The sequence below is a fragment of the Streptomyces sp. NPDC017246 genome (assembly GCF_044331325.1).
GTDB lineage: Bacteria > Actinomycetota > Actinomycetes > Streptomycetales > Streptomycetaceae > Streptomyces.
This window is the reverse complement of sequence record NZ_JBIRMW010000025.1, coordinates 39302-62052: the sequence shown is the minus strand read 5'-3', so window position 1 is coordinate 62052 and position 22751 is coordinate 39302. Positions and strand designations below refer to the sequence as shown.

The following is a 22751-nucleotide window of genomic DNA, read 5'->3' as shown; positions in this document are numbered from 1 at the left end:
AGACGGGGCCGCCCAGGTCTCACTCTGCTGCGCGCAGCTCACCCGGGGCAGTGCCGAACGGTCCCCTTCCGGGACTTTCGGCCCCTACGGAGGCCGGCCGGCCAGGATGCACGGTGGAGAAGAGGAGAGAGCCTGTCCCGGGAGAACCGTGGCAGGGCGCTCGTGCCGGGAGGCGAGAACCATGACCGCGACCGGAGCACGAGAAGGTCAGGAGAAGCCCCGCGCCGGGTTGTGGGCTCGCGTCGGCGACCGGCTGATCGTGGGCGGTGCCACGGTCGGGGACGAGGGACGTGACGGTGAGATCGTCGGGCTCCACCACCCGGACGGCACTCCGCCCTTCGATGTCCGATGGGCGGACACGGGACGGGTCACCGAGGTGTTCCCGGGCCCGGACGCGCGCGTCCAGCACTTTCCGCCGCACGGCACGAGAGAGGCCGGACCCGGGAAGGCTGCTACGCGGTCGTGAATTCCGCCGTCGCGGCCACCACACCGGGCACCGCCCGGGTCAGGCGCAGGGCCAGATCCGCCGGAACGGACTGTGGCAGGCGTCCGGCGAGCGTCACCGCGCCGTTCTGGACCCGTACAGTCAGTGCCGCGTCACCTTCGGGGATCAGGTGCGTGAGGAGCTCGTGGCGCACGTCCTCGGCGAGTTCGGAGTCGGAGCGAAGGTAGACCTTGAGCAGATCGCCCCGGCTGACGACACCCACCGGGCGGCCGTCCTCGTCCACCACGGGAAGCCGCTTGAGGTGGCCCTGCGCCATCAGCCGCGCGGCCCCGGCGATCGTGGCATCGCGCGGAACGGTGACGGGCGGAGCCGACATCAGGCTGCCCGCCGTCACCGATCCCGCGTCGTCCCGGGCCCCTCCCGGAACCTTGCCGAGTACGTCCGCCTCGGACACCACGCCGACCACTCGTCCCTGGGCCGACAGCACGGGGACCGCGCTCACGCCCCAGCGCCGCATAGACCGGACGATCTCCTTGACCGGTGCGTCGAGCCTGGCGGAGACCACCGCATGGGTCATCACGTCGTCGACGGTACGAGGGTGCTTCATGACCGGCCTCCGGTACGTCTGCGCCCTGAGTCCTGTTGCTGCGAGGGTTTCGCCGCCGGGCGGCGGACGACAAGGGCCGAAAGGGGCACGTCGGGACCCGGGCAGCACTGGCACGGACCGCCTGCCGATGCTTTCCTGAAAGTGAGGAGGGGGCCCGCCAGAGGGACGCGGGGACGCGGCTTCCGGGCCGCGCACCACGCGATCAGGATCCGCGAGAAGCGGATGGGCCCCTCCTCCCGTCGTGTCGCCGCGCCGCCTCCGTACGCGGTCCGGGCGGTCCGGGGCCTGGGACCGACCGGCCCTACCCCGTCACTCCAGTGCGGTGCGAGCGTGGCAGCAGGCCACCTCGCGACCCGGAAAGGCGGTGGGCACGATGGAATCGCCCCTGGTGGTAGGAGTCGACGGGTCCGACGCCAGTCTCACGGCCTTGGACTGGGCCGTCGACGAAGCGGTACGGCACGCGCTTCCCCTGCGCATCGTCCATGCCTCCCTGTGGGAACACTACGAAGGAGTCGTGCCGGCCGGGACCACGGACCGACCCTCGGGCCAGGTCCTCGCCGAGAACATCGTCGGCACCGCGGCCGAACGCGCCCGGCGCCGGGCACCCGGCCTCTCCCTCACTACCGACGTCCTCGCCCAGGACGCGTCCACCGCGCTCCTCGGGGAGGGCCGGGAGGGCACGATCCTCGTCGTCGGATCCCGCGGACGCGGCGAACTCGCCGACCTTCTGCTCGGATCCGTCGGCCTCGTCGTGGCAGCCCGGGCCCACTGCCCGGTCGTCGTCGTCCGGGGACACCGGCAAGCCCTCGAAGCACACCACGGGCGCGTCCTGCTCGGCATCGGAGAGCACGACGTCGACTCGCCGGCCGTGCGCTTCGCCTTCCGCGAGGCAGCCGTCCGGGACGCCGAACTCGACGTCGTCCGCACCTGGCAACGGCCGGCCCATGAACCGGCCGACCACCTGCTGATGAGGCGCGCCGGGGCGGCCTACTTCACGGAAGGGTCCTCCGAACTGCTCGACAAGGCCCTTGAGACCGCGGCGTCCGAACATCCCCAGGTGCGCCTGCGCAGGAGCACGGTGGAGGGCCCCGCCCACAAGGTCCTGACCGAGCGCTCCGCCGCCTCCGACCTGCTGGTCGTCGGTGCGCGGCGCCGCGACGGTCTCGTCGGCCTGGAGCTCGGCAGGGTCGCCCACCGCGCCCTGCACCACGCTTCGTGTCCGGTCGCCGTCGTACCCCAGCAGCGCCCGGAGACCACGGAAGGAGACGGGTGATGAACACGGACGGTGACCCGCGCGCCTCGCGCGCCACGAGCGACCTCGGCCGCCGCGTCGAGGCCAGGCGCACCCGACTCGGCCTGTCCTGGGAGGACGTGGCCGAACGAGCCGGCTCGACGCCCGGCTACATCGCCTACGTGGAGGAGCAGGTGCCCACCCCGGGGATCGAGTTCCTCGTCCGGCTCGCGAACGCCCTGGAGACCACCGTCCAGGATCTCACCGGGTACACGGCGGACCTCGCACCCGGAGGAGCCCGCGCCGGGTACCGGGCACGGATGGAGGAGATCGGCGAGGCCGAGTGCTGGGAGCTGCTCGACGGGCACGGGGTCGGCCGGGTCGCCGTCGAAGGACGGGACGGGCTGATGGTGTTCCCCGTGAACTACCAGGTCGTCGACGGGAGTGTGGTCTTCATGACTGCTGCGGACTCGACCCTCGCGCGCGCCTCGGCGTCCGGGGCGGAGGTCGCCTTCGAGGAGGACCACCTGGACGAAGCCTTCAGTCAGGGCTGGAGCGTCCTCCTTGTCGGTCAGGCACGCACGGTGTCGGAGGAGACCGAGGTGCAGAGAATCAAGGATGCCGTCCACTCGGCGCCGTGGGCTGGGGACGGGCGGGAGACCGTGGTGACGCTCTCGCCGCGCCGGGTGACCGGACGGCGCATCCAGGTGCCGGGCGCGCCCGGCGCGCCGTCAGGGGCCGCTGAGTGACGCGCCGTCAGGGGCCGCTGAGTGAGCAGGCGTCGGCGATCGCGTTCGTCGGCTCGGAGGACCTGAACGCGCCCCGGGCTCACCGTGGAGTCGGGGCTTCTCTTCACGGAGGGGGAGGGGGAGGGGGAGCCGGACCGTCGCCAACGACGGGTACCGTCCCAACTCATGCGCGACGGTGGCGCGTCTTCCGCGGCCGGGTTCGCGAGTCGCAGTCCGAGCAGTCGCCGCCGTCGTCCTCTCACATCAAGGGGACGACGGCGACCGGCGCGGGGCTGTGGTGGATGACCGCGTGGGCGACATGGCCCAGATGCGGGCCGAGGGGGACGTTCCGACTCCGGCGTCCCACGATGACGAGTTGCGCCGTCTGTGACGCCTCGACCAGCTGGTACGCGGGCGAGCCCACCACCGTTTCGGCCTCCACTTCCACGCCCGCGTACCGCTTCCGCCACGGCTCCAGCAGGTCGTCCAGCCCCCCGAGGAGGTGGCGGCCCAGCTCCTCGCCGATCCCCGGGTCCACGACGGCCGCGTAGCCGTACGAGGCGGGAAGCGTCCAGCTGTGGAGGAAGCGCAGCGGCGTGCCCTTTCGGGCGGCTTCGGCGAAGGAGAACCCGAGCAGGGCTTCGCACGGGTGGTGGATGTCGACGCCCACCACGATCCCGCCTCCGGGACCTGCCCGTTCGTCTTTCGCGCGTACGAGGACGACCGGCTGTCGTGCCGCGCCGACGACGGCAAGGGAGACCGAGCCGATGATGAAGCCGCGGACGCCGCCGAGTCCGCGCGAACCGAGGACCGTCAGATCCGCCTCGTTCGCGGCGGCTGTCAGTTCCTCGGCTGCCCGGCCATGCGCATGCTCCGTGATGACCTCGAGGTCGGGATGGTTCTTCCGCGCTCGATTCGTCTCCTCCCGCATCAACTTCTCGGTCTGCTCGTCGTGGGCGAGTGTGCGGGCGTACGCCATGGGTACTTCCGGCATGCGCGGCCATTCCTCCACGTGCACCAGCCTGAGGGGCACTTCGCGCAGCACCGCTTGCGTCGCGGCCCAACGGGCGGCGGTGAGGCTTTCAGCAGAGCCGTCCAGACCGACGGTGACCTGGGCTGTCATGGCGTGCCTCCCTCGTCGAGTCCTCTCCGCCCCGTCCCGGGTCCGGATCGGACAGGACATCTCAGGTTCAGGTTGGTGCCATGTCGCTTCCGGCAGCAGGGCCGGGCAGGGCTCGATCGGGGCCGAACGGCCCATGCCGAGGAGGCCCACCCCGATGCCAGTGTGGGAGATGTCGCCCCTCGGGACGCGCTCCCGAGCCTCGGGTGTACCCCGGAGGAGGAGCCATGACCAGCGTGATCCCGGCCCGACCGGAGTTCGGCAACGTCGTCGTGGGAGTGGACGGGTCCCCCTCCGCGCGCGCGGCCGTGCTGTGGGCCGCTGACGAGGCGGACCGACGGGGGCGGTCCCTGCATCTCGTGCACGCCGCCGACACCGACCGTCGGGCCATCTTCTCCAATGCCGAGACGATCCAGGCGGTACGTGAAGCGGGTCGCGACCTGCTGACCGAGACCGCGAGCGCGGTCCGTGACCTCTTTCCGGACCTTGCCGTCACGAAGGAGCTGGGCCGGCAGGAGCCGGTCGCCGGTCTCCGGGCGGCCGCCGGCCACCGGGCCACGATCGTCGTGGGCAACCGGGGGCTCGGCGGCTTCTCCGCACTCATGCTCGGATCCGTCGGTCTGGGCGTGGCGGCCCGCGCCGAGGTGCCCGTGATCGTGGTCCGTGGTGACGGTGACCGGCCGGCGTCGGGCTCGGTGACGGCAGCCGTGCACGGGGCTTCGGATCTGGGCTGGCTGCTTGTCGCGGCCGCCGAGGCCGACGCCCGTAAGGCGGCGTTGCGGCTGGTGAGCGTCTGGAACCTGCTCACCCACGTCGGCAGTGTCGCGACCATGCTTGACGACCTCGACGAGATCGCACGACAACGCGTGCACGAGATCAAGTCGCTCGCCGACCTCGCGCAGGAGTTCTACCCCCAGCTGATCGTCAGCCATCACGTCGAGACGGGCACGAGCACGCCCGGGATCCTGGTGGAGGCGAGTGCCCATACCGATCTGCTGGTGATGGGCAGAGAGCACCGCGCGCTGGGCGTAGGTCCGTCCCTGGGGCGAGTCGCCCACGTCCTGCTCCATCATGCCCACTGCCCGGTGGAGATCGTCCCACCTGCCTTCGCCGCCCGGGTCGAGGAGACGTGAAAGAGATACTGCTCGGTGTCGACCCTCGGGAGCAGTCGGTCCCCGCTCTCGTCTGGGCCGCCGACGAGGCCGTACGAAGAGGACTGGTGCTCAGGCTGGTCGTCGCCGTACCGCCTGCCCACGACGGGCTCCGGTACGACGCGCTCGCCCGCCAGAGCGCCCTGCGTATCCGTGCGGAGTCGGCGATCGCCAACGCGGAGGACCTCGTCCGGGAACTGCACGACGGTCTGCGGATCGCGACGGAACGCGTGAACGGTGTGCCGGCGACCGTGTTGCGCGACATGGCGCAGCACGCCGCACTCGTCGTCGTGGGCTCTCGCCGTCTCGGCAGGCCGGCCGAGATGTTCAGCGAGAGCTCCGTGGTCGCCCCGCTCACGGCACGGGCGGACTGTCCCGTCGTCGTGGTCCGCGCACCTGAGCGCACCGCCGTGCACCCACCGACCGTCGTCGTCGGCGTGGACGGAAGCGAGTCCTCACAGGCCGCGGTCGCCTTCGCCGTCGAGGAGGCGAGCCTACGCGAGGCACGGCTGCGGGCCGTCTGGGTCTGGCCCCGTTCCGTCCTCGCCCACGACGACGGTGAAGAGGGCCTGGCCGAGCGGCGTCGGCTGCTCGCCGAGTCGGTGGCGGGCTGGGCGGAGAGGTATCCGGACGTCGCCATCTCCCAAGAGGTCCTGCGGGGACACCCGGTCGAACAACTCGCCCTGGCGTCCCGAGAATCCCTCTCTCTGGTGGTCGGTCGCCGAGGCCGTGGCGGCTACTCCGGCATGCGGTTGGGTTCGACGGTTCACGGCCTGCTGCACCGTGCCCCGTGTCCGTTGATCACTGTCCCCCTTCCGCAACGCGAGCGCCGGACCGGCGACCCGGCATGGGCCGACCGGTCCCGTCCCGGTACGACCGACCGGCCCGTGCCCGCTGCCCCGCTCGGCACTGGGGCGCGACCACCTCCACGCGGGACGGTGGGGCGAGAGGACGCCCCCGGTCCGTCGGCCGGTTCTGCGGAGAGGTGAGCATCATGCAGCGCATCCGGATCAACCCCCGGCCGGGCCGCCCCCGCGGGCCCGCGCCCCTCGACCTGCGCACGCCGTCCGGCCGGCCCCTGCCGTACTGAGGAGGCCCGAGAGCCGTGGAGAAGACCATGGGACCGATACGACACGTCGTACCGTTCACGGAACTCGGGCGGCACGACGTCGGCCGAGCGGGTGGCAAGAACGCCTCGCTGGGCGAGATGACCACCCGGCTCAGGGGCGCGGGCATCCGCGTCCCTCCGGGATTCGCCACCACAGCCGAAGCGTACGAGGAACTGCTCGGTTCCCGAGACCTCCGCCGTCGCGTTGAGGCACAGATCGACAGACTGCATGAGGGTGCCCCGCTCGATGAGGTCGGGGCGGCCATCCGGTCCCTCTTCCTCGTGGAGCCGTTGCCCGTGCCTCTGCGGGATGCCGTGCTCGCGGCGTACGAGCAGCTGGCCGAGGAGATCGGTCGGGAGTCGCCCGAGGTGGCCGTGCGCAGCAGCGCGACCGCGGAGGACCTGCCCGAAGCGAGTTTCGCCGGGCAGCAGGAGACGTACCTGAATGTCAGCGGCTCCGACGCACTCCTGGAGGCATGCACGCGCTGCTACGCCTCGCTGTTCACCGACCGTGCGATCGACTACCGCGAACGGATGGGCTTCGACCACCTCGCCGTCGCCTTGTCCATCGGCGTCCAGGTCATGGTCCGCTCCGATCTCGCCGGCGCCGGGGTCGCCTTCACCCTCGACCCGGAGAGCGGCTTCCCGGACGTGATCGTGGTGAGTGCCGCCTGGGGGCTGGGGGAGACCGTCGTCAGTGGACAGGTCGACCCGGACGAGTACACGGTGTTCAAGCCGAGCATGAAGGACCCGGCACTCGACCCCGTCATCGACGTGCGCCTCGGAGCCAAGCGGCTGAAGGCCGTGTACGCGGACACCGGGCTGACCCGCACGGTCGACACACCCGACGGTGAGCGGAACCAGCAGGTCCTCGACGACGCGGAGATCCGCACGATCGCCGGCTGGGCGGCGGCCGTCGAGGAGCACTACGGCTGCCCCATGGACATCGAATGGGCCAAGGACGGCCTCACTGGCGAGCTCTGGATCGTCCAGGCCCGCCCCGAGACGGTCCAGTCGCGTCGGCGCACCACCACGCTGACCCGCCGCCGGCTCACCGCCACTCCCGGCGAACCGCTCGTCGAAGGCATCGCGGTCGGCGAGGCCATCGGCCAGGGCCGTGTCGTGGCGCTCGACGCGCCCGTCGACCTCGACCGCTTCCCACCGGGCGGCGTCCTCGTCACCGGCGTCACCGACCCGGACTGGGAACCCGTCATGAAGAGGGCCTCCGCCATCGTCACCGACCACGGGGGGCGCACCTCACACGCCGCCATCGTCAGCCGCGAACTCGGCGTCCCCGCCGTCGTCGGAACCGGAAACGGGACACGGATCCTGCGTGACGGGCGTTCCGTCACGGTCTCCTGTGCCGAGGGAGGGAGCGGACGTGTCTACGAAGGGCTGCTCCCGTACGAGGAGACCCAGACCGACCTCGCGGAACTGCCCGCCACCCGAACCCGGGTGATGCTGAACCTGGCCGATCCATCAGCCGCGTTCCGCTGGTGGCGGCTCCCCGCGGACGGAGTGGGACTGGCGCGCCTGGAGTTCATCGTCGCCCACCAGGTGAAGGTCCACCCCATGGCCCTGCTGCATCCGGAGCGGCTGGACGCCCACGACCGGCATGTCGTCGAGCGGATCACCGAGGGCTACCTCGACCGAGGCGACTACTTCGTCGACCGGCTGGCCCACGGCATCGCCCGGATCGCCGCCTCGCGCTGGCCGGCGCCCGTCGTCGTGCGCACCAGCGACTTCAAGACCAATGAGTACGCCAAGCTCCTCGGCGGCCGACCTTTCGAACCGGACGAGGCGAACCCCATGATCGGTTGGCGTGGTGCGAGCCGCTACTACAGCGACGGCTACCGCGAGGGCTTCGTCCTCGAATGCCGCGCACTGCGTCGCGTGCGCGAGGGGATGGGGCTGACGAACGTGGTCGTCATGATCCCCTTCTGCCGCACCCTCGGCGAGGCCGACCGCGTACTGTCCGTGATGGCGGCCGAGGGACTGGTACGTGGCGAGAACGGGCTGAAGGTCTACGTCATGGCAGAGATCCCCGCCAACATCATCCTGGCCAGGGAGTTCGCGGAACGCTTCGACGGATTCTCGATCGGCAGCAATGACCTCACCCAGCTCACCCTCGGCGTCGACCGCGACTCCGAGGCCCTCGCCCATGTCTTCGACGAGCGGGACCCCGCCGTCGTCAGCAGCATCCAGACCCTCGCCGTCCGCGCCCACGCGGCGGGCCGGCCGGTCGGACTGTGCGGGCAGCGGCCCAGCGACGATCCGGCGTTCACCGCGATCCTGGTCGAGGCCGGCCTCGACTCCATCTCCGTAGCGCCGGACAGCTTCGCAGCCGTCAAACGGCACGTGGCAAGCGCGGAGACGAGACTCGAGAACGGCACCGGACGAAGGGAGGAGTGACCATGCCGAGGAAGACACGACACCGAGTCGTCCGGGACACCGAGCCGTCGGTCCGGCACGCTCGACGGGCGGCCACGGGAGACGCGCTGCCCGGTCGGCCCAGGAACCACCAGCTGCCCGTGGAAGGGGCGAATGGGCGACCCATGCGCCCGGTACACACCATCAGCGTGTCGACGCTCTTCCTGTGAACCAACGGCGAATCAGCCGGATCGCGAACAGGGGGACGGAAGGAGGACGCGGCCATGACGACCGCAAGGGAAATCATGCACGCCGGTGCGAGCTGCGTGCAGGAGAACGAGAACCTCATGGACGCCGCACGCCGCATGAGCGAACTGGATGTCGGCGCGCTGCCCATCTGCGGGCCGGACGACCGGCTGCACGGCATCATCACCGACCGGGACATCGTGGTGAAGTGCCTCGCCAAGGGGAAGGACCCTCACCGGATGACGGCCGGGGACCTAGCCCAGGGCAAGCCGGTCACCGTGGACGCGGGCGCCGACAGCGGAGTGGTGCTCCGCACGATGCAGGACCACCGCATCCGCCGCGTGCCCGTGATAGACGACCACCGCCTGGTCGGCATGATCAGTGAGGCTGACCTGGCGCGGCACCTGCCGGAGGAACGGGTGGGCCATTTCGTCGAGGAGATCTGCCGCTGACAGCATCGGCGCTGTGGCGCCATGGGCCGGTCGGTCCCCTCCTGGTGCGGCCCGTTCGGCCCCGTCGGACAGCCCCCTTGGACACTGCGCCACGCGACCTCCTGGGTGGAAGAGTGGGTTACGGAGTCGGACCGGGCTCCGCAACCCGATCCGCCGCCTGTCCGCACCTACTCGGGTCCACGGCGACCGTCCTGGGCCCCGTACACGAGGAGCAGAAAATGGCCGGAAGCAAGGTGGAACGCAGGCACAGCCTCTTCCCCGACTTCAACGACTGGTTCAACCGGGAGTTCCCCGGGCTGCCCGGGTGGCGACCCGCGACAGCCGCCCACTCCATCCCGATCGAGATGACCAGCGGTGACGGCGTGTACGTGCTGCGAGCCGAGCTGCCGGGCATGGAACCGGACGACGACATCGGCATCACCGTCGACGACAACCTCATCACGGTGAGCGCGGAGCACAGCGAGAGCGAGGAGGACAAGGAGCACTCGGAGTTCCGCTACGGATCGTTCCGCAGGACCGTGCGCCTCCCGGCCACTATCCCCGCCGACGACGTCGAGGCGTCGTACGCGGACGGCATTCTCACCATTCGCGTCCCGATGCCTGACGAGGAGGAGACCACGTCCGTTCGGACCATTCCGGTGAAGCGGACCGACAAGCCAGCCGAGGGAGCGGCGTCATGAACGCCAAACGTGTCCTGGTCGCCTACGGCAGCAAGGCCGGCGCGACCGCCGGGATCGCCGAAGAGATCGGCAAGACGCTCCAGGACGACGGCTTCGATGCCGTCGTCCTGCCGGCCGACACCGTCACCGACGTCAGCGGCTACGACGGAGTCGTCCTCGGCGGAGCCCTCTACGCCGGGCACTGGACCGGCAAGGCACGACGATGCGCCCGGCGCAACGCCGACCAGCTCAGGCGTCGGCCTCTCTGGCTGTTCAGCAGCGGTCCCGTCGACAGTTCCGCGGAACAGCACGACATCCCGCCCGTACGAGGAGTCGCCCGGCGGATGAGGAAGCTCGGTGCTCGCGAGCACATGACCTTCGGCGGCGCCGTGACCGCCGAGACGTCGGACCCGGTCGCCCGGCACATGGTGGCCCGGGGCAAGGGCGGTGACTTCCGGAATCCGGAACGGATCCGGACATGGGCCCACCACATCGGAACGGAACTCGGCGCCACCCCCTGAACCGAGCCGCCAACAGGTTGGCGAGGCCACCATAACGGGAGGTGCGGCATGCTCCACCACGAGCCGGGGAGCGGTACCACCCCGCCCAGGGGACCCGCACGGCGCGCCGCCCTGGTCTTCGTCCTGATGTTCGCTGTGATCTGCGGTGCTGTGGCCGCAGGGAGCCTGTGGTCGGCGGGAGCCAAGGCCGACCGTGAACTCGCCGCGCACCGACATCAGGTGACCGCGACCACCACCGGGCCGACGAAGGACCCGCCCGTCGCCACCCGGTACGGCACGAAGCCGCAGGCCGTCGCACCGGCAGTGTGGGAACAGCCCGAGCACGTCCGCCGGTCTGGGAACATCCACGTCCCGCCCCGGACGCCGGAGGGACGCGCCGTGACGATCTGGGTGGACGACGCAGGGTCCCCCGCCCGGCCCCCCAGCAGTGCTGCCGACCGCGCCCTGACCTCGATGTCGGGCGGTGTGGCGGCGGCAGGCGTCACAGGGACGACAGGCGCCGCCGTGGTCCTACTCGTACGACGGCGGACCGAAGGTCACCGGCTCGCGGCCTGGGAACGCGAGTGGGAGCAAGTGGAACCCGTATGGTCCGGCCGACTCCATCGGGGAAGCGGTGCGGGGAACGACGATGAATGAACGCGCCGGCAGCAGCCGTGCCACCCCGGAGCGGACCGCTCCCTCCACAGAGGCGTTGCCCTTCGACCCCAGCGAACCACTGCCCCGGCTACGTCGTGAACTCGCCACGGGGCCGGATGGTCTCTCGGCCCGCGAGGCCGCCCGGCGCCTCGCCGTCCACGGACCGAACGAAGTGCGGCGCAAGGTGCGCTCCTCCTTCGGGCGCGAGCTGGTCGGGCAGCTGGTCCACCCCCTGGCACTGTTGCTGTGGGCTGCCGCCGCTCTCGCCTTCGTCGCGGACCTGGCGGTCCTCGGCTGGGCGATCATCGCTGTCATCGCCGTCAACGCGGCCTTCGCCCTGCTCCAGGAACGTCAGGCAGAGCGGGCGGTGGAGACGCTCGCCCGCTATCTGCCCGAGCACGCCGTCGCCGTACGCGACGGGCAGCCCCGCGTCGTGGAGGCCCGTGACCTCGTACCGGGCGATCTGATCCTCCTGGAGGAGGGCGACAAGGTCCCCGCCGACGCGCACGTCACCGAGGGTGGGGTCGAGGTCGATCTGTCGATGCTCACGGGCGAGTCCGTGCCGGTGGAACGGATCGCCTCAGCCGGGATCCTCGGCGCCCCCCTGCTTGAGGAGCCGAACCTCGTCTTCAGCGGGACGACCTGTGTCGAGGGGCAGGCCCGCGCCATCGTGTTCGCCACCGGACACCACACCGAACTCGGTCGGATCGCCGCGCTCAGCCAGCGGACGCGGCGTGAGGCGAGCCCTCTGGAACGGCAGGTCAAGCGGGTCGCGTGGCTCATCGCCGGCGTCGCGACCGGCATGGGCGTCGTGTTTCTCGTCCTCGGGGTGGCGGTCGGGCTTCCGGTCACCGACTCCCTGACGTTCGCCATCGGGCTACTCGTCGCCAACGTCCCCGAGGGACTCCTCCCGACCATCACCCTCGCCCTCGCCGTCGGCGTCCGCGCCCTGGCCCGCCGGGGCGCCCTGGTCAAACGGCTCAGCGCCGTGGAGACCCTCGGTTCCACGAGCGTCATCTGCACGGACAAGACCGGCACACTCACCCGCAACAGCATGCGTCTCAGGGCTCTGTGGACGGTCGACCACGGGGCGGAGCCGGGCCCCTGGGCAGAGGAGTTGGCGAGGGCGGGCGCCCTGTGCACCACCGTCACGCGAGAAGCCGACGGCGAACTGCACGGCGACCCCACCGAGGCCGCCCTCGTCGCCGGGGCCGCCGACCACGGGGCTCCGCTGGACCTGGGTCGGCGCGACGCGGGACGGCGGGCGCTGTTCCGCTTCGATCCGCGGCTGCGCCTGATGTCGGTCGTGCAGGGCGGGGAGACGCGGGGCGGGGAGACGCAGGGCCCCACGCGGATCGTGGTCAAGGGAGCGCCCGAGGCGGTGCTGGACCGCCTCCTGCCCGGAACGGGGGCGGATCAGGCCCGCACGGCGGCTGACGAGCTGGCCCGGGACGGCATGCGGGTCCTGGCCGTCGCCGTACGCGACGTGCCGAGTGGCGCGGAGCTGCCGTCACGCCGCCAGGACGCGGAGTCGGGGTTGACCCTGCTCGGGCTCGTCGGGCTGTACGACCCGCCGCGCCCCGAGGTGGCCGAGGCCGTCCGCCGCTGCCACGAGGCCGGGATCCGGGTACACGTCGTGACGGGCGACAACGGCGCCACGGCCGCAGCCGTCGCCCGGGAGGTCGGCATCGGAGTACCCCGCCTGCACGTGGTCGCGGCGTCGGAGTCGCTGGGCGACGACGAACTGGACCGCCTCCTCGTGGAAGGCGACGACGAGATCGTCTTCGCCCGGTCCTCGCCCGAGACGAAGCTCAAGGTAGCGGACACCCTGCGGGCCCACGGCCGGATCGTCGCCATGACCGGCGACGGCGTCAACGACGCCCCCGCACTGCACCGCGCGCACATCGGTGTGGCCATGGGACGCTCCGGCACCGACGTGGCCCGCGAGGCCGCCACCATGGTGCTCACCGACGACGACTTCGCCACGATCGTGACCGCGGTCGAATCCGGGCGCCGTGTCTACGACAACGTACGCAAGTTCATCGTCTACATCTTCGCCCACGCGACTCCGGAGATCGTGCCCTTCCTCGTCTTCGCGCTCTCCGCCGGCACGGTACCGCTCCCCCTGACCGTGCTGCAGATCCTCGCCATCGACCTCGGCACCGAGACCCTGCCCGCCCTCGCTCTCGGCAGAGAACGTTCCGAGCCCGGCATCATGCAGCGGCCGCCCCGGCCGCGGGACCAGAGTGTGATCTCCCGCGACATGCTCATACGGAGCTGGGGGTACCTGGGGCTCACGTCGGCGGTTCTCGTCATGGCGGGCTACTTCTACGTGCTGTGGCGCGCGGGCTGGCAGCCGGGCGACCCCACGGGTACCGGCAGCCCCTTGCACCACGCCTACGTGACGGCCACAACGGCCACCTTCGCCGGCATCGTCACCTGCCAGGTCGGCACCGCTTTCGCGGCCCGCACCGACCATGCGGCACTGCGCGACATCGGAGTCTTCTCGAATCCCCTGCTGCTCGCCGGTATCGCCTTCGAGCTCGCCTTCACGGCCGCCCTCGTCTATGTGCCCCCGCTCCAGGACCTCTTCGGCACAGCCGCGCTTCCTTTGGACGTCGTCCTGCTCATCGCGACCTTCCCGCTCCTGGTGTGGGGCACCGACGAGGTGCGGCGCGCCAGGCGGCGCCGTCATCGGACGGCGGCCGTCCCCGGTTCGTGACCGCCCTGGTCGAGACGGAAGGGCGGGTAGGCGTCCGTCATGAGGCTCGCGTAGGCGGCGACGCGCAGGACCCAGCGGTTCAGGCCGACGATCAGGGCGAACAGGTCACGCGGATACCGTTCGGTGAAGGCCACGGCGAAGGCCGCGATGAGCGTGAGCAGGGTGATCAGGCCGCCGCTCCACCATCCCGCGTGCACGCCGCTGGTGAAGAAGGCGATCACGAGGTATTGGGGGATGGCGAGCAGCCACCACTTGACCAGGACCATCGAGCGGGAGAGCCGCTCCGGGTAGGCGATGTCGAGCCGGGCGGGGTAGTCGGGCTCGGGGCCCAGGCTGAAGGGCGGGTAGCGGTCGGTGCCGAGTGCGCCGTACGAGTAGTACGAGACGCGCCAGGACCAGCGGAGCACGCCGAGGTTGAAGTCGAACAGACCCCGTGGGAACCGCTCGGTGAAGAGGATCGCGAAGAACGCGATCACCGTCACCACGAAGAAGGCGATCCAGAGAAAGCACAGCACGATCCAGTGCGGGATCACCAGGATCCACTTGACCAACCACAGCCAGCGGGACAGCCGGCTGTCGAGTTCGGCGGAGACCGCCACGGGACTGTGCGGGGCGCCAGGGGTGTCCATGATCGTCACTTCCTCGACAGGTCGTCGTCTTCGTACCTGAGCCGGTCGACGACCCCCACGACACCATCGACGCTGTTGCAGAGCCTGAGGAGCACCGGAACGAGGCTGCGGTGGCGGACCGTGCCACTGAGGGTGACCCGGCCGTCGTCGACCTCCACCGAGAGGGCCGACGGGCTCAGCCTCAAGGTGTGGGTGACCACGTCTTCGACGATCTCCTCCTGGATCGCCCGGTCCCGGCGCAGGAAGAGCTGGACGAGGTCGCTGCGGCTGAGCACACCCACGAGGCGCCCGTCGTCGTCGACCACGGGCAGGCGCTTGACGCTGGCCCGGTCCATTGGCCGGTTCGAGCCCCGCCGCGACCAGGAATCCGCGGCCCGGGGGAGGTCGCGGACGAAGAGGCTGAACCTGGCCGGTGCCCGCATGTCCTCCCGCAGGTACGAGAGGGCCATCGTGACCTCGTACAGGTCGGTACTGGTGACCTGGGACATGCTTCGAGCATGTCGGGTGGCCTCGTGACCCGCACCGGAACGGCCGGACATGGCTACGTCCGGCCCTGGGCGGTGAGCTCGCACTGTACGTCCACCACGCCTTCGACGGCGCGGGTCAGGCGGGCTGCGAGCGGGACGAGCGTGCTGTCGCGGACCTCGCCGGACAGCGTCACGACTCCGGCGTCGACACGCACGTCGACCCGGCTCTGAGAGAGCGGGAAAAGGTGCTCGACGACGTCGCGGCGCACTTCGGCGGCGAGATCCTCGTCCGGGCGGAGGAAGACCTTGAGGAGGTCGGACCGGCTCACGATCCCCTGGATGGTGCCGCTCGCGTCGACGACCGGCAGCCGTTTGACGTGGTGGGAGGCCATGAGGCGGGCGGCCCGGGGCAGGGACGCCCCGGGAGCGACGGTGACGGCGGGCGAGGTCATCAGATCCTCGGCCCGGCGGGACCCCGCCTTAGCCGTGGCGTCGAGTCGTCGCATCTGCTCGACGAGTCCGAGGCGGTGATCGTGGAGCTCCTCCTTGAGGAGCAGGTCCGCCTCGGAGACCACCCCGACGACGCGGCCCTCGCCTTCGACGACGGGGACGGCCGTCACCTTCCACCGCTCCATGGCGGCGACGATCTCCTTGAACTCCGCGCCTGGCTGGACGGCGACGACCTTCCTTGTCATCACGTCGGCGACGGTGAACGGCTGAGGTGTCATCGCTCTCTTCCTTGCCCTGAGGGATCGGCGCACCAGTGCTGCCGCAGGGCGCAGCCGGGGACCGGTGGGACCGGGTCAGCGGACCAGGACGGCCTCCCCGGAGCGGGGTACGACGGCCGTCCAGCCCAGTTCGCGGTCGATGCGATCGCGCAGCGCCTCGGACGCCGTCGGCTCGCCGTGGACGAGGTAGGTGGTGTGCGGGGGAGGAGCGCCGCGGAGCCAGCCGATGATCTGTCCGGCGTCGGCATGGGCCGAGAAGTGGGGCACGTCGGCGATCTCGGCCCGTACGGGCACGTATTCGCCGAACATCTTGAGCGTCCGGGCTCCGTCCACCAGGTCTCGCGCCCGGGTGCCGGCCGCCGCGAAGCCGACCACGACCACGGCGTTGCGCGGGTCCGGGAGAAGGCGGTGGAGGTGGTGCAGGACCCTGCCGCCGGTGGCCATGCCGGCCGAGGAGACGATCACGGCGGGCCCGTGCGTGCTGTTGATGTCGATGGACTCCTGCACCGTGCGCGCCGCGAGGAACGGTTCCGGGCTCAGCGCGCCCTCTCCACGTGCGAGGATCTCGGGCCGCAGCTCGGCGGAGTGCTCGCGTACGGCGTCCTGGTAGACGTCGAGCGCGGCGAGGGCCATGGGGCTGTCCACGTACACGGGTACCGAGCGGGGCAGGATGCCCGTGTCGCGCAGGCGGCCGAGTTCGTGCAGGACGACCTCGGTCCGGTCGATCGCGAAGGCCGGGATGACGACGGTGCCGTTTCGTGCGAGGGCGCGGGCGATGACGGCGGCGAACTCCGACCGGGCGGACTCCTGGTCGTGGTGGCGGTCGCCGTAGGTGGACTCCATGAGGAGTACGTCGGCGCCCGAGAACGGCTCCGGCGGCAGCAGCAGCGGGTGCCCTGGGCGGCCCAGGTCCCCGGAGGTGGCCAGGGTGTGGCCGTCCTCCAGCGTGAGGTGCGCCCATGCCGAGCCGAGGATGTGTCCGCCGTGGTGGAGCGTCAGCCGAGTGCCGACCATGATCTCCACGTCCTCGCCGACGGTCACGGGGTCGAAGAACGCCAGGGTCTTCTCGACGTCCGAGTCGTCGTAGAGCGGCTTGGCCGGGCGGTGCTTGGACCAGCCGTGTTCGTTGGCGTGCCGGGCGGCCTCCATCTGGAGCCGTGCGCTGTCGCGCAGCACGATCCCGGCGAGCCGGGCGGTGTGGGCGCTGGTCAGGATCGGGCCCCGGAATCCCTGCCGCACCAGGCGGGGCAGATAGCCGCAGTGGTCCAGGTGGGCATGGGTGACGACCACGGCGTCCACATCCGCGGCGTCGCGGGCGAACCGCTCCCAGTTGCGGTGCCGCAGCTTCGCGAAACCCTGGAAGAGACCGCAGTCGAGGAGGATCCGCGCATGGTCGCTCTCGACCAGGAACTTGCTGCCGGTGACCGTCCCCACGCCACCCAGGAAACTCAGCAGGGCCGGCCGCGGGGGCGTGGGAGCGGGATTCGGGGCTGCCTCGGACATGGCCGTCCCTCCTTCGGAACGTGTACCGGTCTCCACCCTCGCACCCTGACCCGGCCCGCCCCGAGAGTCCGTACGGGCACATCGGGGGGCCGACCGGCCCATGCGTCGCCCCGAGTACCGGACGGAGCCTGGTGGACGAGGACCGCGGCGAAGCACGACAGGAAGTGGGTGGGCGCCATGAAGGCACTCGTCTTCCAGGGCCCGGGGCGTATCGCCTGGCAGGGCGTACCCGACCCGGTCATCGAGGACCCCGCCGACGCGATTGTCCGGATCGACGTCGTCACCATCTGCGGCACGGACCTGCACATCCTGAAAGGGGACGTCCCGGAGGTGACGCCCGGCCGGGTGCTCGGACACGAAGCGGTCGGCACGGTGGTGGAGACCGGGCGCGACGTCCGCACGGTTCAGCCGGGGGACCGGGTCCTGGTCTCCTGCATCACGGCCTGCGGAAGGTGCCGCTTCTGCCGTGAGAGCCGCTACGGACAGTGCCGGGGCGGAGGCGGCTGGATCCTCGGCCACACCGTCGACGGCACACAGGCCGAGTACGTCCGGGTCCCCTTCGCCGACCTCTCCGTCCACCCGCTGCCCGACTCGATCGACAGCTCCGACGCCGTCCTGCTCGCCGACATCTTCCCCACCTCCTACGAGGTCGGCGTGCTGAACGGCGCGGTGCGCCCCGCCGACACGGTGGTCGTGGTCGGCGCGGGCCCCATCGGCCTCGCCGCCGTCATCACGGCGCGCCTCTACAGCCCCGGCCGCATCGTCGCCGTCGACCTCGCCGAGTCCCGGCTGGCCGCCGCCCGCGCCCTGGGCGCGGACGCCACAGTGAACGCAGGGGAAGGCCCCGAACAGCTCGTCGCGGATCTGACCGACGGCCTCGGCGCCGACGTCGTCATGGAAGCCGTCGGTGTCCCGGAGGCGTTCGAGATGTGCACGCGCATGGTCCGGCCAGGCGGCAGGGTCGCCAACATCGGAGTCCACGGCAAGCCGGCGACCCTTCACCTCGAAGACCTGTGGATCAAGGACGTCACGATCACCACCGGGCTGGTGGACACCTCGTCCACGCCCATGCTGCTGCGCATGATGGCCGCGGGGCGGCTGCCGTCGGCAGAACTGCTCACCCACCGGTTCGAGCTGGGGGAGATGGAGGAGGCCTACGACGTTTTCGGCCGTGCGGCTCAGACCGGCGCCATCAAAGTCGCGCTGGGCGGCCCGCAGCACACGGTCGTGAGCCTCCCCGACACGTCGGTGGCCTGATGAACGGCCGAGGCCCGGGCTCTCGGCCGCCGGAGAGCGTTGTCCTCGACACCGACGGTGTTCTGCTCGACTCCGCCGTCGTGCACGCGGCGGCATGGAAGATCGCCTTCGACGCATGCCTCGGCCGACTCGCGCCCGACAGCGGGACACAGCCCCCCTTCGACGCGGACGCCGAGTACCGTCGACTCGTCGACGGAAGGTCCCGGTACGACGGTGCGGCGGCCTTCCTCACCGCCCGCGGCCTTCACCTCCCACGGGGAGAGCCCCACGACGCCCCCGGCTGCGGCACGGTCTGGGCCGTCGCGGCACACAAGGAACGGGCGTTCGTCGATCTGCTTCGTACGGAAGGCGTCACGGCCTTCGCCGACGTAGGGCCCGCCCTCACGGCCCTGCGCACGGCGGGTGTGCCGTGCGCTGCCGTCTCCGCCTCCCGGCACGCCCGGACGCTGATCAGTGCCGCCGGGCTCGCCGGTTTCCTCACGGTGATCGTGGACGGCGAGGACGCCGCCAGGCTCGGCCTCGCCGGCAAGCCGGACCCCGCGCTCTTCCTGCGGGCGGCCGCCCTCCTGGGCAGCCGCCCCCAGGAGGCCGCAGTCGCTGAGGATGCCCTCGCCGGAGTCGAGGCTGCACGAAGCGGCGGCTTCGGTCTTGTCGTCGGTGTCGACCGCACACCGCTGGGGGGCGCAGCAGCCCTCCTGCGGGAGCAGGGTGCTGACATGGTGGTTCCCGATCTGACGACGCTGGTCCGGAGCGTATGGGGTGAGCGCGGATGACCACCGGCTGGACGTGGCGCTACGACCGGTACGACCCGGAACGCGAGCCGCTCGTCGAAGCGCTCTGCACCCTGGGTAACGGCCGGTTCGCCACTCGGGGTTCCGCTCCCGAGTGCACTGCAGGGAGTGTGCACTACCCGGGCACCTATATGGCCGGCTGTTACGACCGGCTCACCTCGTCTGTCGCAGGGCAGCAGGTCGAGAACGAGGATCTCGTCAACCTTCCCAACTGGACGCTTCTGCGCTACCGCTGCCTCCCGGACGACGGTCCGCCGGGCGACTGGCTCACCCCCGACGCCGGCGAACTGCGCCACTACGACGTGCAGCTCGATCTGCGTGCGGGGGTTCTCACGCGACGTCTGTTCTTCGAGGACGCCCACAGGCGCGGCCTGCGCGTCAGCCACATCCGCCTCGTTCACATGGGGCAACCCGGACTGGCGGCCCAGTGCACGCTGTTTCGCGCCTATGGTTGGAGGGGTTCCGTCGAGGTGCAGTCGGTTCTCGACGGCTCCGTCACCAACGCCGGAGTCGAGCGCTATCGGCACCTGGACGGGCGTCATCTCGGCGATCACCGGACCGGATTCGAGCCCGACGGCGTCGCCTGGATCTCTTGCCGTACTGTCGACCCGGGCATCCGGATCGCCATGGCCGTGCGTACGGTGACCCGCCCCGCGCGGCCCGCGCGGGAAGTGGCCACCTCCGCCGGCACCGAGCAGACGTACCACCTGCCAGTCGTTCCCCGCCGTCCGGCGATGGTCGTGAAGACGCTGGCGCTGCACACATCGATGGACTGGCCCGCCGCCGACTCGCTCACGGCAGCCACTGACGTGATCGCTCGTGCTCCGGCCTTCCCTCAGCTGCTCTCCGCCCACAAGGCGGCCTGGCAGCGCGTCTGGGAGCAGGGGGAGCTTCATGTGCCCGGTGAGGCGGGCCGCATCCTGCGGCTGCACGTGTTCCATCTGTTGCAGACGCTGTCCCCGCACACGGCGGACCTCGACGTGGGCGTGCCCGCGCGTGGGCTGCACGGTGAGGCATACCGGGGACACGTCTTCTGGGACGAGCTCTTCGTCCTGCCCTACCTCGACCTCCACTTCCCCGAGGTGGCCCGGGCGCTGCTCATGTACCGGCACAGACGACTGCCGGCCGCCCGCGAAGCGGCCCGCCGCGCCGGTCATCAGGGGGCCATGTATCCCTGGCAGAGCGCGAGTTCCGGCCGCGAGGAGACCCAGGACCTGCACCTGAACCCGCGCTCAGGACGCTGGCTTGCCGACCACTCGCGGCTCCAGCGCCACGTGGGGTCCGCTGTCGCGTTCAACGTCTGGAAGTATGCGCAGGCCACCGGCGACAGAGGATTCCTCCACTCGGCCGGTGCGGAGATCCTGCTGGAGGTCGCCCGATACTGGTCCGGGGCCGCCGCCTTCGACCCCGCGCTCGGCCGCTACCGCATCCGGGGGGTCGTGGGACCGGACGAGTACCACGACGCCTATCCCGATGCGACGGTCCCGGGCATCGACGACAACGCCTACACCAATGCGACCGCCGCGTGGGTGCTCGCCCGCGGTCTCGATCTGTTCGGCGAACTGCCCGAGGCCCGCCGATCGGAACTGGCGGAGCAACTGTCGCTGGACGACGGCGAACTCACTCGCTGGGAGGACGTCTCCCGGCGCCTGCACGTGCCGTTCCACCAGGGCGTGGTCAGCCAGTTCGAGGGATATGGCGAGCTGACGGAGCTCGACTGGGAGGCGTACCGGGCCCGTTACGGCGACATCCGTCGGCTCGACCGGATCCTGGAGGCCGAGGGCGACACCGTCAACCGCTACCAGGCGTCCAAGCAGGCCGACACCCTCATGCTCGGCTACCTCTTCCGGCCCGAGGAGCTGTACGGCCTGTTCGGGCGGCTCGGCTACGCGCTGGACGACGAGACCTGGCGCGCCACCGTCGCGTACTACCTGCGCCGCACCAGCCACGGCTCCACGCTCAGCAGCCTCGTCCACGGGTGGGTGCTGGCCCGGCAGAAGGGCGCCGACGCATGGCGCTACTGCGAGGAGGCGCTGCTTGCCGACGTGGCCGACGTCCAGGGCGGAACCACGGGGGAGGGCATCCACCTCGGGGCGATGGCGGGCACGATCGACCTCGTCGAACGCGGGATCACCGGTCTGGAAACGGGACCGGAAGGGCTTCGAGTGGCTCCGGTGACGCTCACGGAGGTCCCACGGTTCACCTTCACCCTGTGCTGCGGCCTTCATCGAGGGGTGCGCCTGCGGATGCTTCCCGGGCGGCTGGCAGTTTGGGTTCCCGCCTCGCCCGAGGGCCCGCTCGCCGTCGTGCTCCCTGGCGGACGGCGGGTGACCGTCGCACCCGGACAGGAGCGCTGGTTCCGTCTGTGAGGGGCGGCTCAGTCGAAGGTGAGCACCTCGGAGACAGGGCGACGCGGCGTGGCTCGGCCCTGGGGGCCGTAGCCCAGGCGGATGATCATGTGGACGAAGCCCGTCGTAGAAGCCGGATCTCGCACGACGGAGCGGAGTTCGGACCACTCCAGGGGCTGGGACATGAGGGAGGTGGACAGACCGTCGAGGGTGGCCCGGAGCAGGACCCGGTGCAGCGCCTGGCCTGCCATCAGCCACTGCCGCGGATTGTCCTCGACCGTGCCGAGGAGGGCGATCTGCGGCCGCTTCTCGAAGCGTGCCGAAGCGCGGTCCGGGACGTGCCGGGGCGAGTCGAAGTCCCGGACCGGAGAGGTGACGTCGTACTGCCGCGGGCCGAAGGCGTACGAAGGGATGCCCTCGGTCTCGGAGTCCTCGCCGGACGCACCCGTGCGCATCCAGGCAGCGATCTCCGCGCGAACCGCCGCGTCCGCGGCCTCGAACCTTTCGGAGTCGTGGACGATCTCGAGGACGGCGTCGGTGTGCCAGTCACCCGGCACGACCAGCTGGCAGCCCTCCAGGAGGGCCGAGGCCCGTAGACCGTCGATCACCTCGGAGGGGATCCGCTCCTCGGTGAAGGGGAAACGGCTGGTGTGGCGCCGCGACAGGGCCGCGTGGAGCGGGCCGAGACCGCGGTCGACGTCGTCCGCACCGTGGAGTTCCACGTCGGCGAAGTGCCAGGGGTCTTCGGGGCGGGGCAGCAGCCGGACCGCGGCGTGCCGGCCTCTGTGCGCGGCGCCGACGCGCAGACCGAACAGGGCGGCGCCGCAGCCGAGGTGGAGGGCGCGGTGGTCGGGGTCCTCGTGCGGCATGCCGCGCAGCGGATCGCCGTGCAGCTCGATGACGCCGGTACCCGTCTTGCTGACGAACTTCCACGGCTGCGCATTGTGCATCGAGGGAGCCGTGACGGCGTCTTCGATCAGCGACGTCACGAGTGATCGGGTCAAAGCGGTGGTAGACACGGTTCGTCCTGTC

Annotated in this window: 20 protein-coding genes; 13 read left to right on the top strand and 7 right to left on the bottom strand. The window is 71.0% G+C overall.

The window, feature by feature from the left end:
• Window positions 1–106 precede the first annotated feature (106 nt).
• A complete protein-coding gene (locus ACH4MY_RS36585) occupies window positions 107–466 on the top strand; it encodes a DUF1918 domain-containing protein (protein WP_398008925.1) in 360 nt (119 codons plus the stop codon).
• Here ACH4MY_RS36585 and ACH4MY_RS36580 read toward each other — a convergent pair.
• Window positions 453–1052 (bottom strand): CBS domain-containing protein, encoded by a 600-nt coding sequence (locus ACH4MY_RS36580; RefSeq protein ID WP_398008923.1) that lies wholly within the window; start codon window positions 1050–1052, stop codon window positions 453–455. The genes ACH4MY_RS36585 and ACH4MY_RS36580 overlap by 14 nt on opposite strands.
• A 373-nt stretch (window positions 1053–1425) precedes the next feature.
• On the opposite strand from ACH4MY_RS36580, the gene ACH4MY_RS36575 reads away from it, so the two are divergent.
• The gene (locus tag ACH4MY_RS36575; RefSeq protein WP_398008921.1) at window positions 1426–2325 is read left to right on the top strand and encodes a universal stress protein; all 900 of its coding nucleotides are present in this window, start codon (window positions 1426–1428) and stop codon (window positions 2323–2325) included.
• Window positions 2325–3032 carry a helix-turn-helix domain-containing protein gene (locus tag ACH4MY_RS36570; RefSeq protein WP_398008920.1) on the top strand — a complete coding sequence of 236 codons (708 nt, stop codon included), beginning with the start codon at window positions 2325–2327 and terminating at the stop codon, window positions 3030–3032. The genes ACH4MY_RS36575 and ACH4MY_RS36570 overlap by 1 nt, the downstream gene beginning before the upstream one ends.
• A 238-nt stretch (window positions 3033–3270) precedes the next feature.
• Here ACH4MY_RS36570 and ACH4MY_RS36565 read toward each other — a convergent pair whose 3' ends face one another.
• Window positions 3271–4134 (bottom strand): universal stress protein, encoded by an 864-nt coding sequence (locus tag ACH4MY_RS36565; RefSeq protein ID WP_398008918.1) that lies wholly within the window; start codon window positions 4132–4134, stop codon window positions 3271–3273.
• Window positions 4135–4358: 224 nt separating this feature from the next.
• On the opposite strand from ACH4MY_RS36565, the gene ACH4MY_RS36560 reads away from it, so the two are divergent.
• The 7 genes from ACH4MY_RS36560 to ACH4MY_RS36530 all read left to right on the top strand — a co-directional run bounded on the left by ACH4MY_RS36560 (window position 4359) and on the right by ACH4MY_RS36530 (window position 13996).
• Window positions 4359–5264: a universal stress protein gene (locus tag ACH4MY_RS36560; RefSeq protein WP_398008916.1), complete on the top strand. Its 906-nt coding sequence runs from the start codon at window positions 4359–4361 to the stop codon at window positions 5262–5264.
• A complete protein-coding gene (locus ACH4MY_RS36555) occupies window positions 5261–6271 on the top strand; it encodes a universal stress protein (protein ID WP_398008914.1) in 1011 nt (336 codons plus the stop codon). Before ACH4MY_RS36560 ends, ACH4MY_RS36555 begins: the two co-directional genes overlap by 4 nt.
• A 128-nt stretch (window positions 6272–6399) precedes the next feature.
• Window positions 6400–8802: a phosphoenolpyruvate synthase gene (gene ppsA / locus ACH4MY_RS36550; RefSeq protein ID WP_398008912.1), complete on the top strand. Its 2403-nt coding sequence runs from the start codon at window positions 6400–6402 to the stop codon at window positions 8800–8802.
• Window positions 8803–9044: 242 nt separating this feature from the next.
• A complete protein-coding gene (locus ACH4MY_RS36545; protein ID WP_398008911.1) occupies window positions 9045–9458 on the top strand; it encodes a CBS domain-containing protein in 414 nt (137 codons plus the stop codon).
• Window positions 9459–9676: 218 nt separating this feature from the next.
• Window positions 9677–10138: an Hsp20/alpha crystallin family protein gene (locus ACH4MY_RS36540; RefSeq protein WP_398008909.1), complete on the top strand. Its 462-nt coding sequence runs from the start codon at window positions 9677–9679 to the stop codon at window positions 10136–10138.
• Window positions 10135–10638 (top strand): flavodoxin domain-containing protein, encoded by a 504-nt coding sequence (locus tag ACH4MY_RS36535; RefSeq protein WP_398008907.1) that lies wholly within the window; start codon window positions 10135–10137, stop codon window positions 10636–10638. The genes ACH4MY_RS36540 and ACH4MY_RS36535 overlap by 4 nt, the downstream gene beginning before the upstream one ends.
• A gap of 628 nt (window positions 10639–11266) precedes the next feature.
• Window positions 11267–13996: a cation-translocating P-type ATPase gene (locus tag ACH4MY_RS36530; protein WP_398008905.1), complete on the top strand. Its 2730-nt coding sequence runs from the start codon at window positions 11267–11269 to the stop codon at window positions 13994–13996.
• Here the strand turns inward: ACH4MY_RS36530 and ACH4MY_RS36525 are convergent.
• The 4 genes from ACH4MY_RS36525 to ACH4MY_RS36510 form a co-directional block, all read right to left on the bottom strand.
• Complete coding sequence (locus ACH4MY_RS36525) at window positions 13966–14625, bottom strand: DUF4389 domain-containing protein (protein WP_398008903.1); 660 nt, start codon at window positions 14623–14625, stop codon at window positions 13966–13968. The two genes, ACH4MY_RS36530 and ACH4MY_RS36525, sit on opposite strands and share 31 nt — an antisense overlap.
• Before the next feature lie 5 nt (window positions 14626–14630).
• Window positions 14631–15113, bottom strand: coding sequence for a BON domain-containing protein (locus ACH4MY_RS36520; RefSeq protein WP_398008902.1), 483 nt, complete (start codon window positions 15111–15113; stop codon window positions 14631–14633).
• A 53-nt stretch (window positions 15114–15166) separates the two neighbouring features.
• Window positions 15167–15820, bottom strand: a complete 654-nt coding sequence (locus ACH4MY_RS36515; protein ID WP_398008900.1) for a CBS domain-containing protein — start codon at window positions 15818–15820, stop codon at window positions 15167–15169.
• A gap of 75 nt (window positions 15821–15895) precedes the next feature.
• Window positions 15896–17323 (bottom strand): MBL fold metallo-hydrolase RNA specificity domain-containing protein, encoded by a 1428-nt coding sequence (locus ACH4MY_RS36510; RefSeq protein ID WP_398008898.1) that lies wholly within the window; start codon window positions 17321–17323, stop codon window positions 15896–15898.
• Window positions 17324–17500: 177 nt separating this feature from the next.
• Here ACH4MY_RS36510 and ACH4MY_RS36505 point away from each other — a divergent pair, with 177 nt between their 5' ends.
• From ACH4MY_RS36505 to ACH4MY_RS36495, 3 genes are read left to right on the top strand one after another with little or no spacing between them, the layout of a single operon-like run.
• The gene (locus tag ACH4MY_RS36505; RefSeq protein ID WP_398008896.1) at window positions 17501–18580 is read left to right on the top strand and encodes a zinc-dependent alcohol dehydrogenase family protein; all 1080 of its coding nucleotides are present in this window, start codon (window positions 17501–17503) and stop codon (window positions 18578–18580) included.
• Complete coding sequence (locus ACH4MY_RS36500) at window positions 18580–19353, top strand: HAD family hydrolase (RefSeq protein WP_398008894.1); 774 nt, start codon at window positions 18580–18582, stop codon at window positions 19351–19353. The genes ACH4MY_RS36505 and ACH4MY_RS36500 overlap by 1 nt, the downstream gene beginning before the upstream one ends.
• Complete coding sequence (locus tag ACH4MY_RS36495; protein ID WP_398008892.1) at window positions 19350–21740, top strand: glycoside hydrolase family 65 protein; 2391 nt, start codon at window positions 19350–19352, stop codon at window positions 21738–21740. Before ACH4MY_RS36500 ends, ACH4MY_RS36495 begins: the two co-directional genes overlap by 4 nt.
• Window positions 21741–21748: 8 nt before the next feature.
• Here ACH4MY_RS36495 and ACH4MY_RS36490 read toward each other — a convergent pair whose 3' ends face one another.
• Window positions 21749–22738, bottom strand: a complete 990-nt coding sequence (locus ACH4MY_RS36490) for an Acg family FMN-binding oxidoreductase (RefSeq protein ID WP_398008890.1) — start codon at window positions 22736–22738, stop codon at window positions 21749–21751.
• Window positions 22739–22751: the final 13 nt, after the last annotated feature.

What these genes read in the sequence shown, in the direction of transcription:
- ACH4MY_RS36495 (WP_398008892.1), top strand. Translation starts at nt 19,350, where the DNA reads ATGACCACCGGCTGGACGTGGCGCTACGACCGGTACGACCCGGAACGC.
- ACH4MY_RS36575 (WP_398008921.1), top strand. Translation starts at nt 1,426, where the DNA reads ATGGAATCGCCCCTGGTGGTAGGAGTCGACGGGTCCGACGCCAGTCTC.
- ACH4MY_RS36500 (WP_398008894.1), top strand. Translation starts at nt 18,580, where the DNA reads ATGAACGGCCGAGGCCCGGGCTCTCGGCCGCCGGAGAGCGTTGTCCTC.
- ACH4MY_RS36585 (WP_398008925.1), top strand. Translation starts at nt 107, where the DNA reads ATGCACGGTGGAGAAGAGGAGAGAGCCTGTCCCGGGAGAACCGTGGCA.
- ACH4MY_RS36560 (WP_398008916.1), top strand. Translation starts at nt 4,359, where the DNA reads ATGACCAGCGTGATCCCGGCCCGACCGGAGTTCGGCAACGTCGTCGTG.
- ACH4MY_RS36505 (WP_398008896.1), top strand. Translation starts at nt 17,501, where the DNA reads ATGAAGGCACTCGTCTTCCAGGGCCCGGGGCGTATCGCCTGGCAGGGC.
- ACH4MY_RS36525 (WP_398008903.1), bottom strand. Translation starts at nt 14,625, where the DNA reads ATGGACACCCCTGGCGCCCCGCACAGTCCCGTGGCGGTCTCCGCCGAA.
- ACH4MY_RS36570 (WP_398008920.1), top strand. Translation starts at nt 2,325, where the DNA reads ATGAACACGGACGGTGACCCGCGCGCCTCGCGCGCCACGAGCGACCTC.
- ACH4MY_RS36565 (WP_398008918.1), bottom strand. Translation starts at nt 4,134, where the DNA reads ATGACAGCCCAGGTCACCGTCGGTCTGGACGGCTCTGCTGAAAGCCTC.
- ACH4MY_RS36530 (WP_398008905.1), top strand. Translation starts at nt 11,267, where the DNA reads ATGAATGAACGCGCCGGCAGCAGCCGTGCCACCCCGGAGCGGACCGCT.
- ACH4MY_RS36535 (WP_398008907.1), top strand. Translation starts at nt 10,135, where the DNA reads ATGAACGCCAAACGTGTCCTGGTCGCCTACGGCAGCAAGGCCGGCGCG.
- ACH4MY_RS36545 (WP_398008911.1), top strand. Translation starts at nt 9,045, where the DNA reads ATGACGACCGCAAGGGAAATCATGCACGCCGGTGCGAGCTGCGTGCAG.
- ACH4MY_RS36540 (WP_398008909.1), top strand. Translation starts at nt 9,677, where the DNA reads ATGGCCGGAAGCAAGGTGGAACGCAGGCACAGCCTCTTCCCCGACTTC.
- ACH4MY_RS36580 (WP_398008923.1), bottom strand. Translation starts at nt 1,052, where the DNA reads ATGAAGCACCCTCGTACCGTCGACGACGTGATGACCCATGCGGTGGTC.
- ACH4MY_RS36520 (WP_398008902.1), bottom strand. Translation starts at nt 15,113, where the DNA reads ATGTCCCAGGTCACCAGTACCGACCTGTACGAGGTCACGATGGCCCTC.
- ppsA (WP_398008912.1), top strand. Translation starts at nt 6,400, where the DNA reads ATGGGACCGATACGACACGTCGTACCGTTCACGGAACTCGGGCGGCAC.
- ACH4MY_RS36515 (WP_398008900.1), bottom strand. Translation starts at nt 15,820, where the DNA reads ATGACACCTCAGCCGTTCACCGTCGCCGACGTGATGACAAGGAAGGTC.
- ACH4MY_RS36510 (WP_398008898.1), bottom strand. Translation starts at nt 17,323, where the DNA reads ATGTCCGAGGCAGCCCCGAATCCCGCTCCCACGCCCCCGCGGCCGGCC.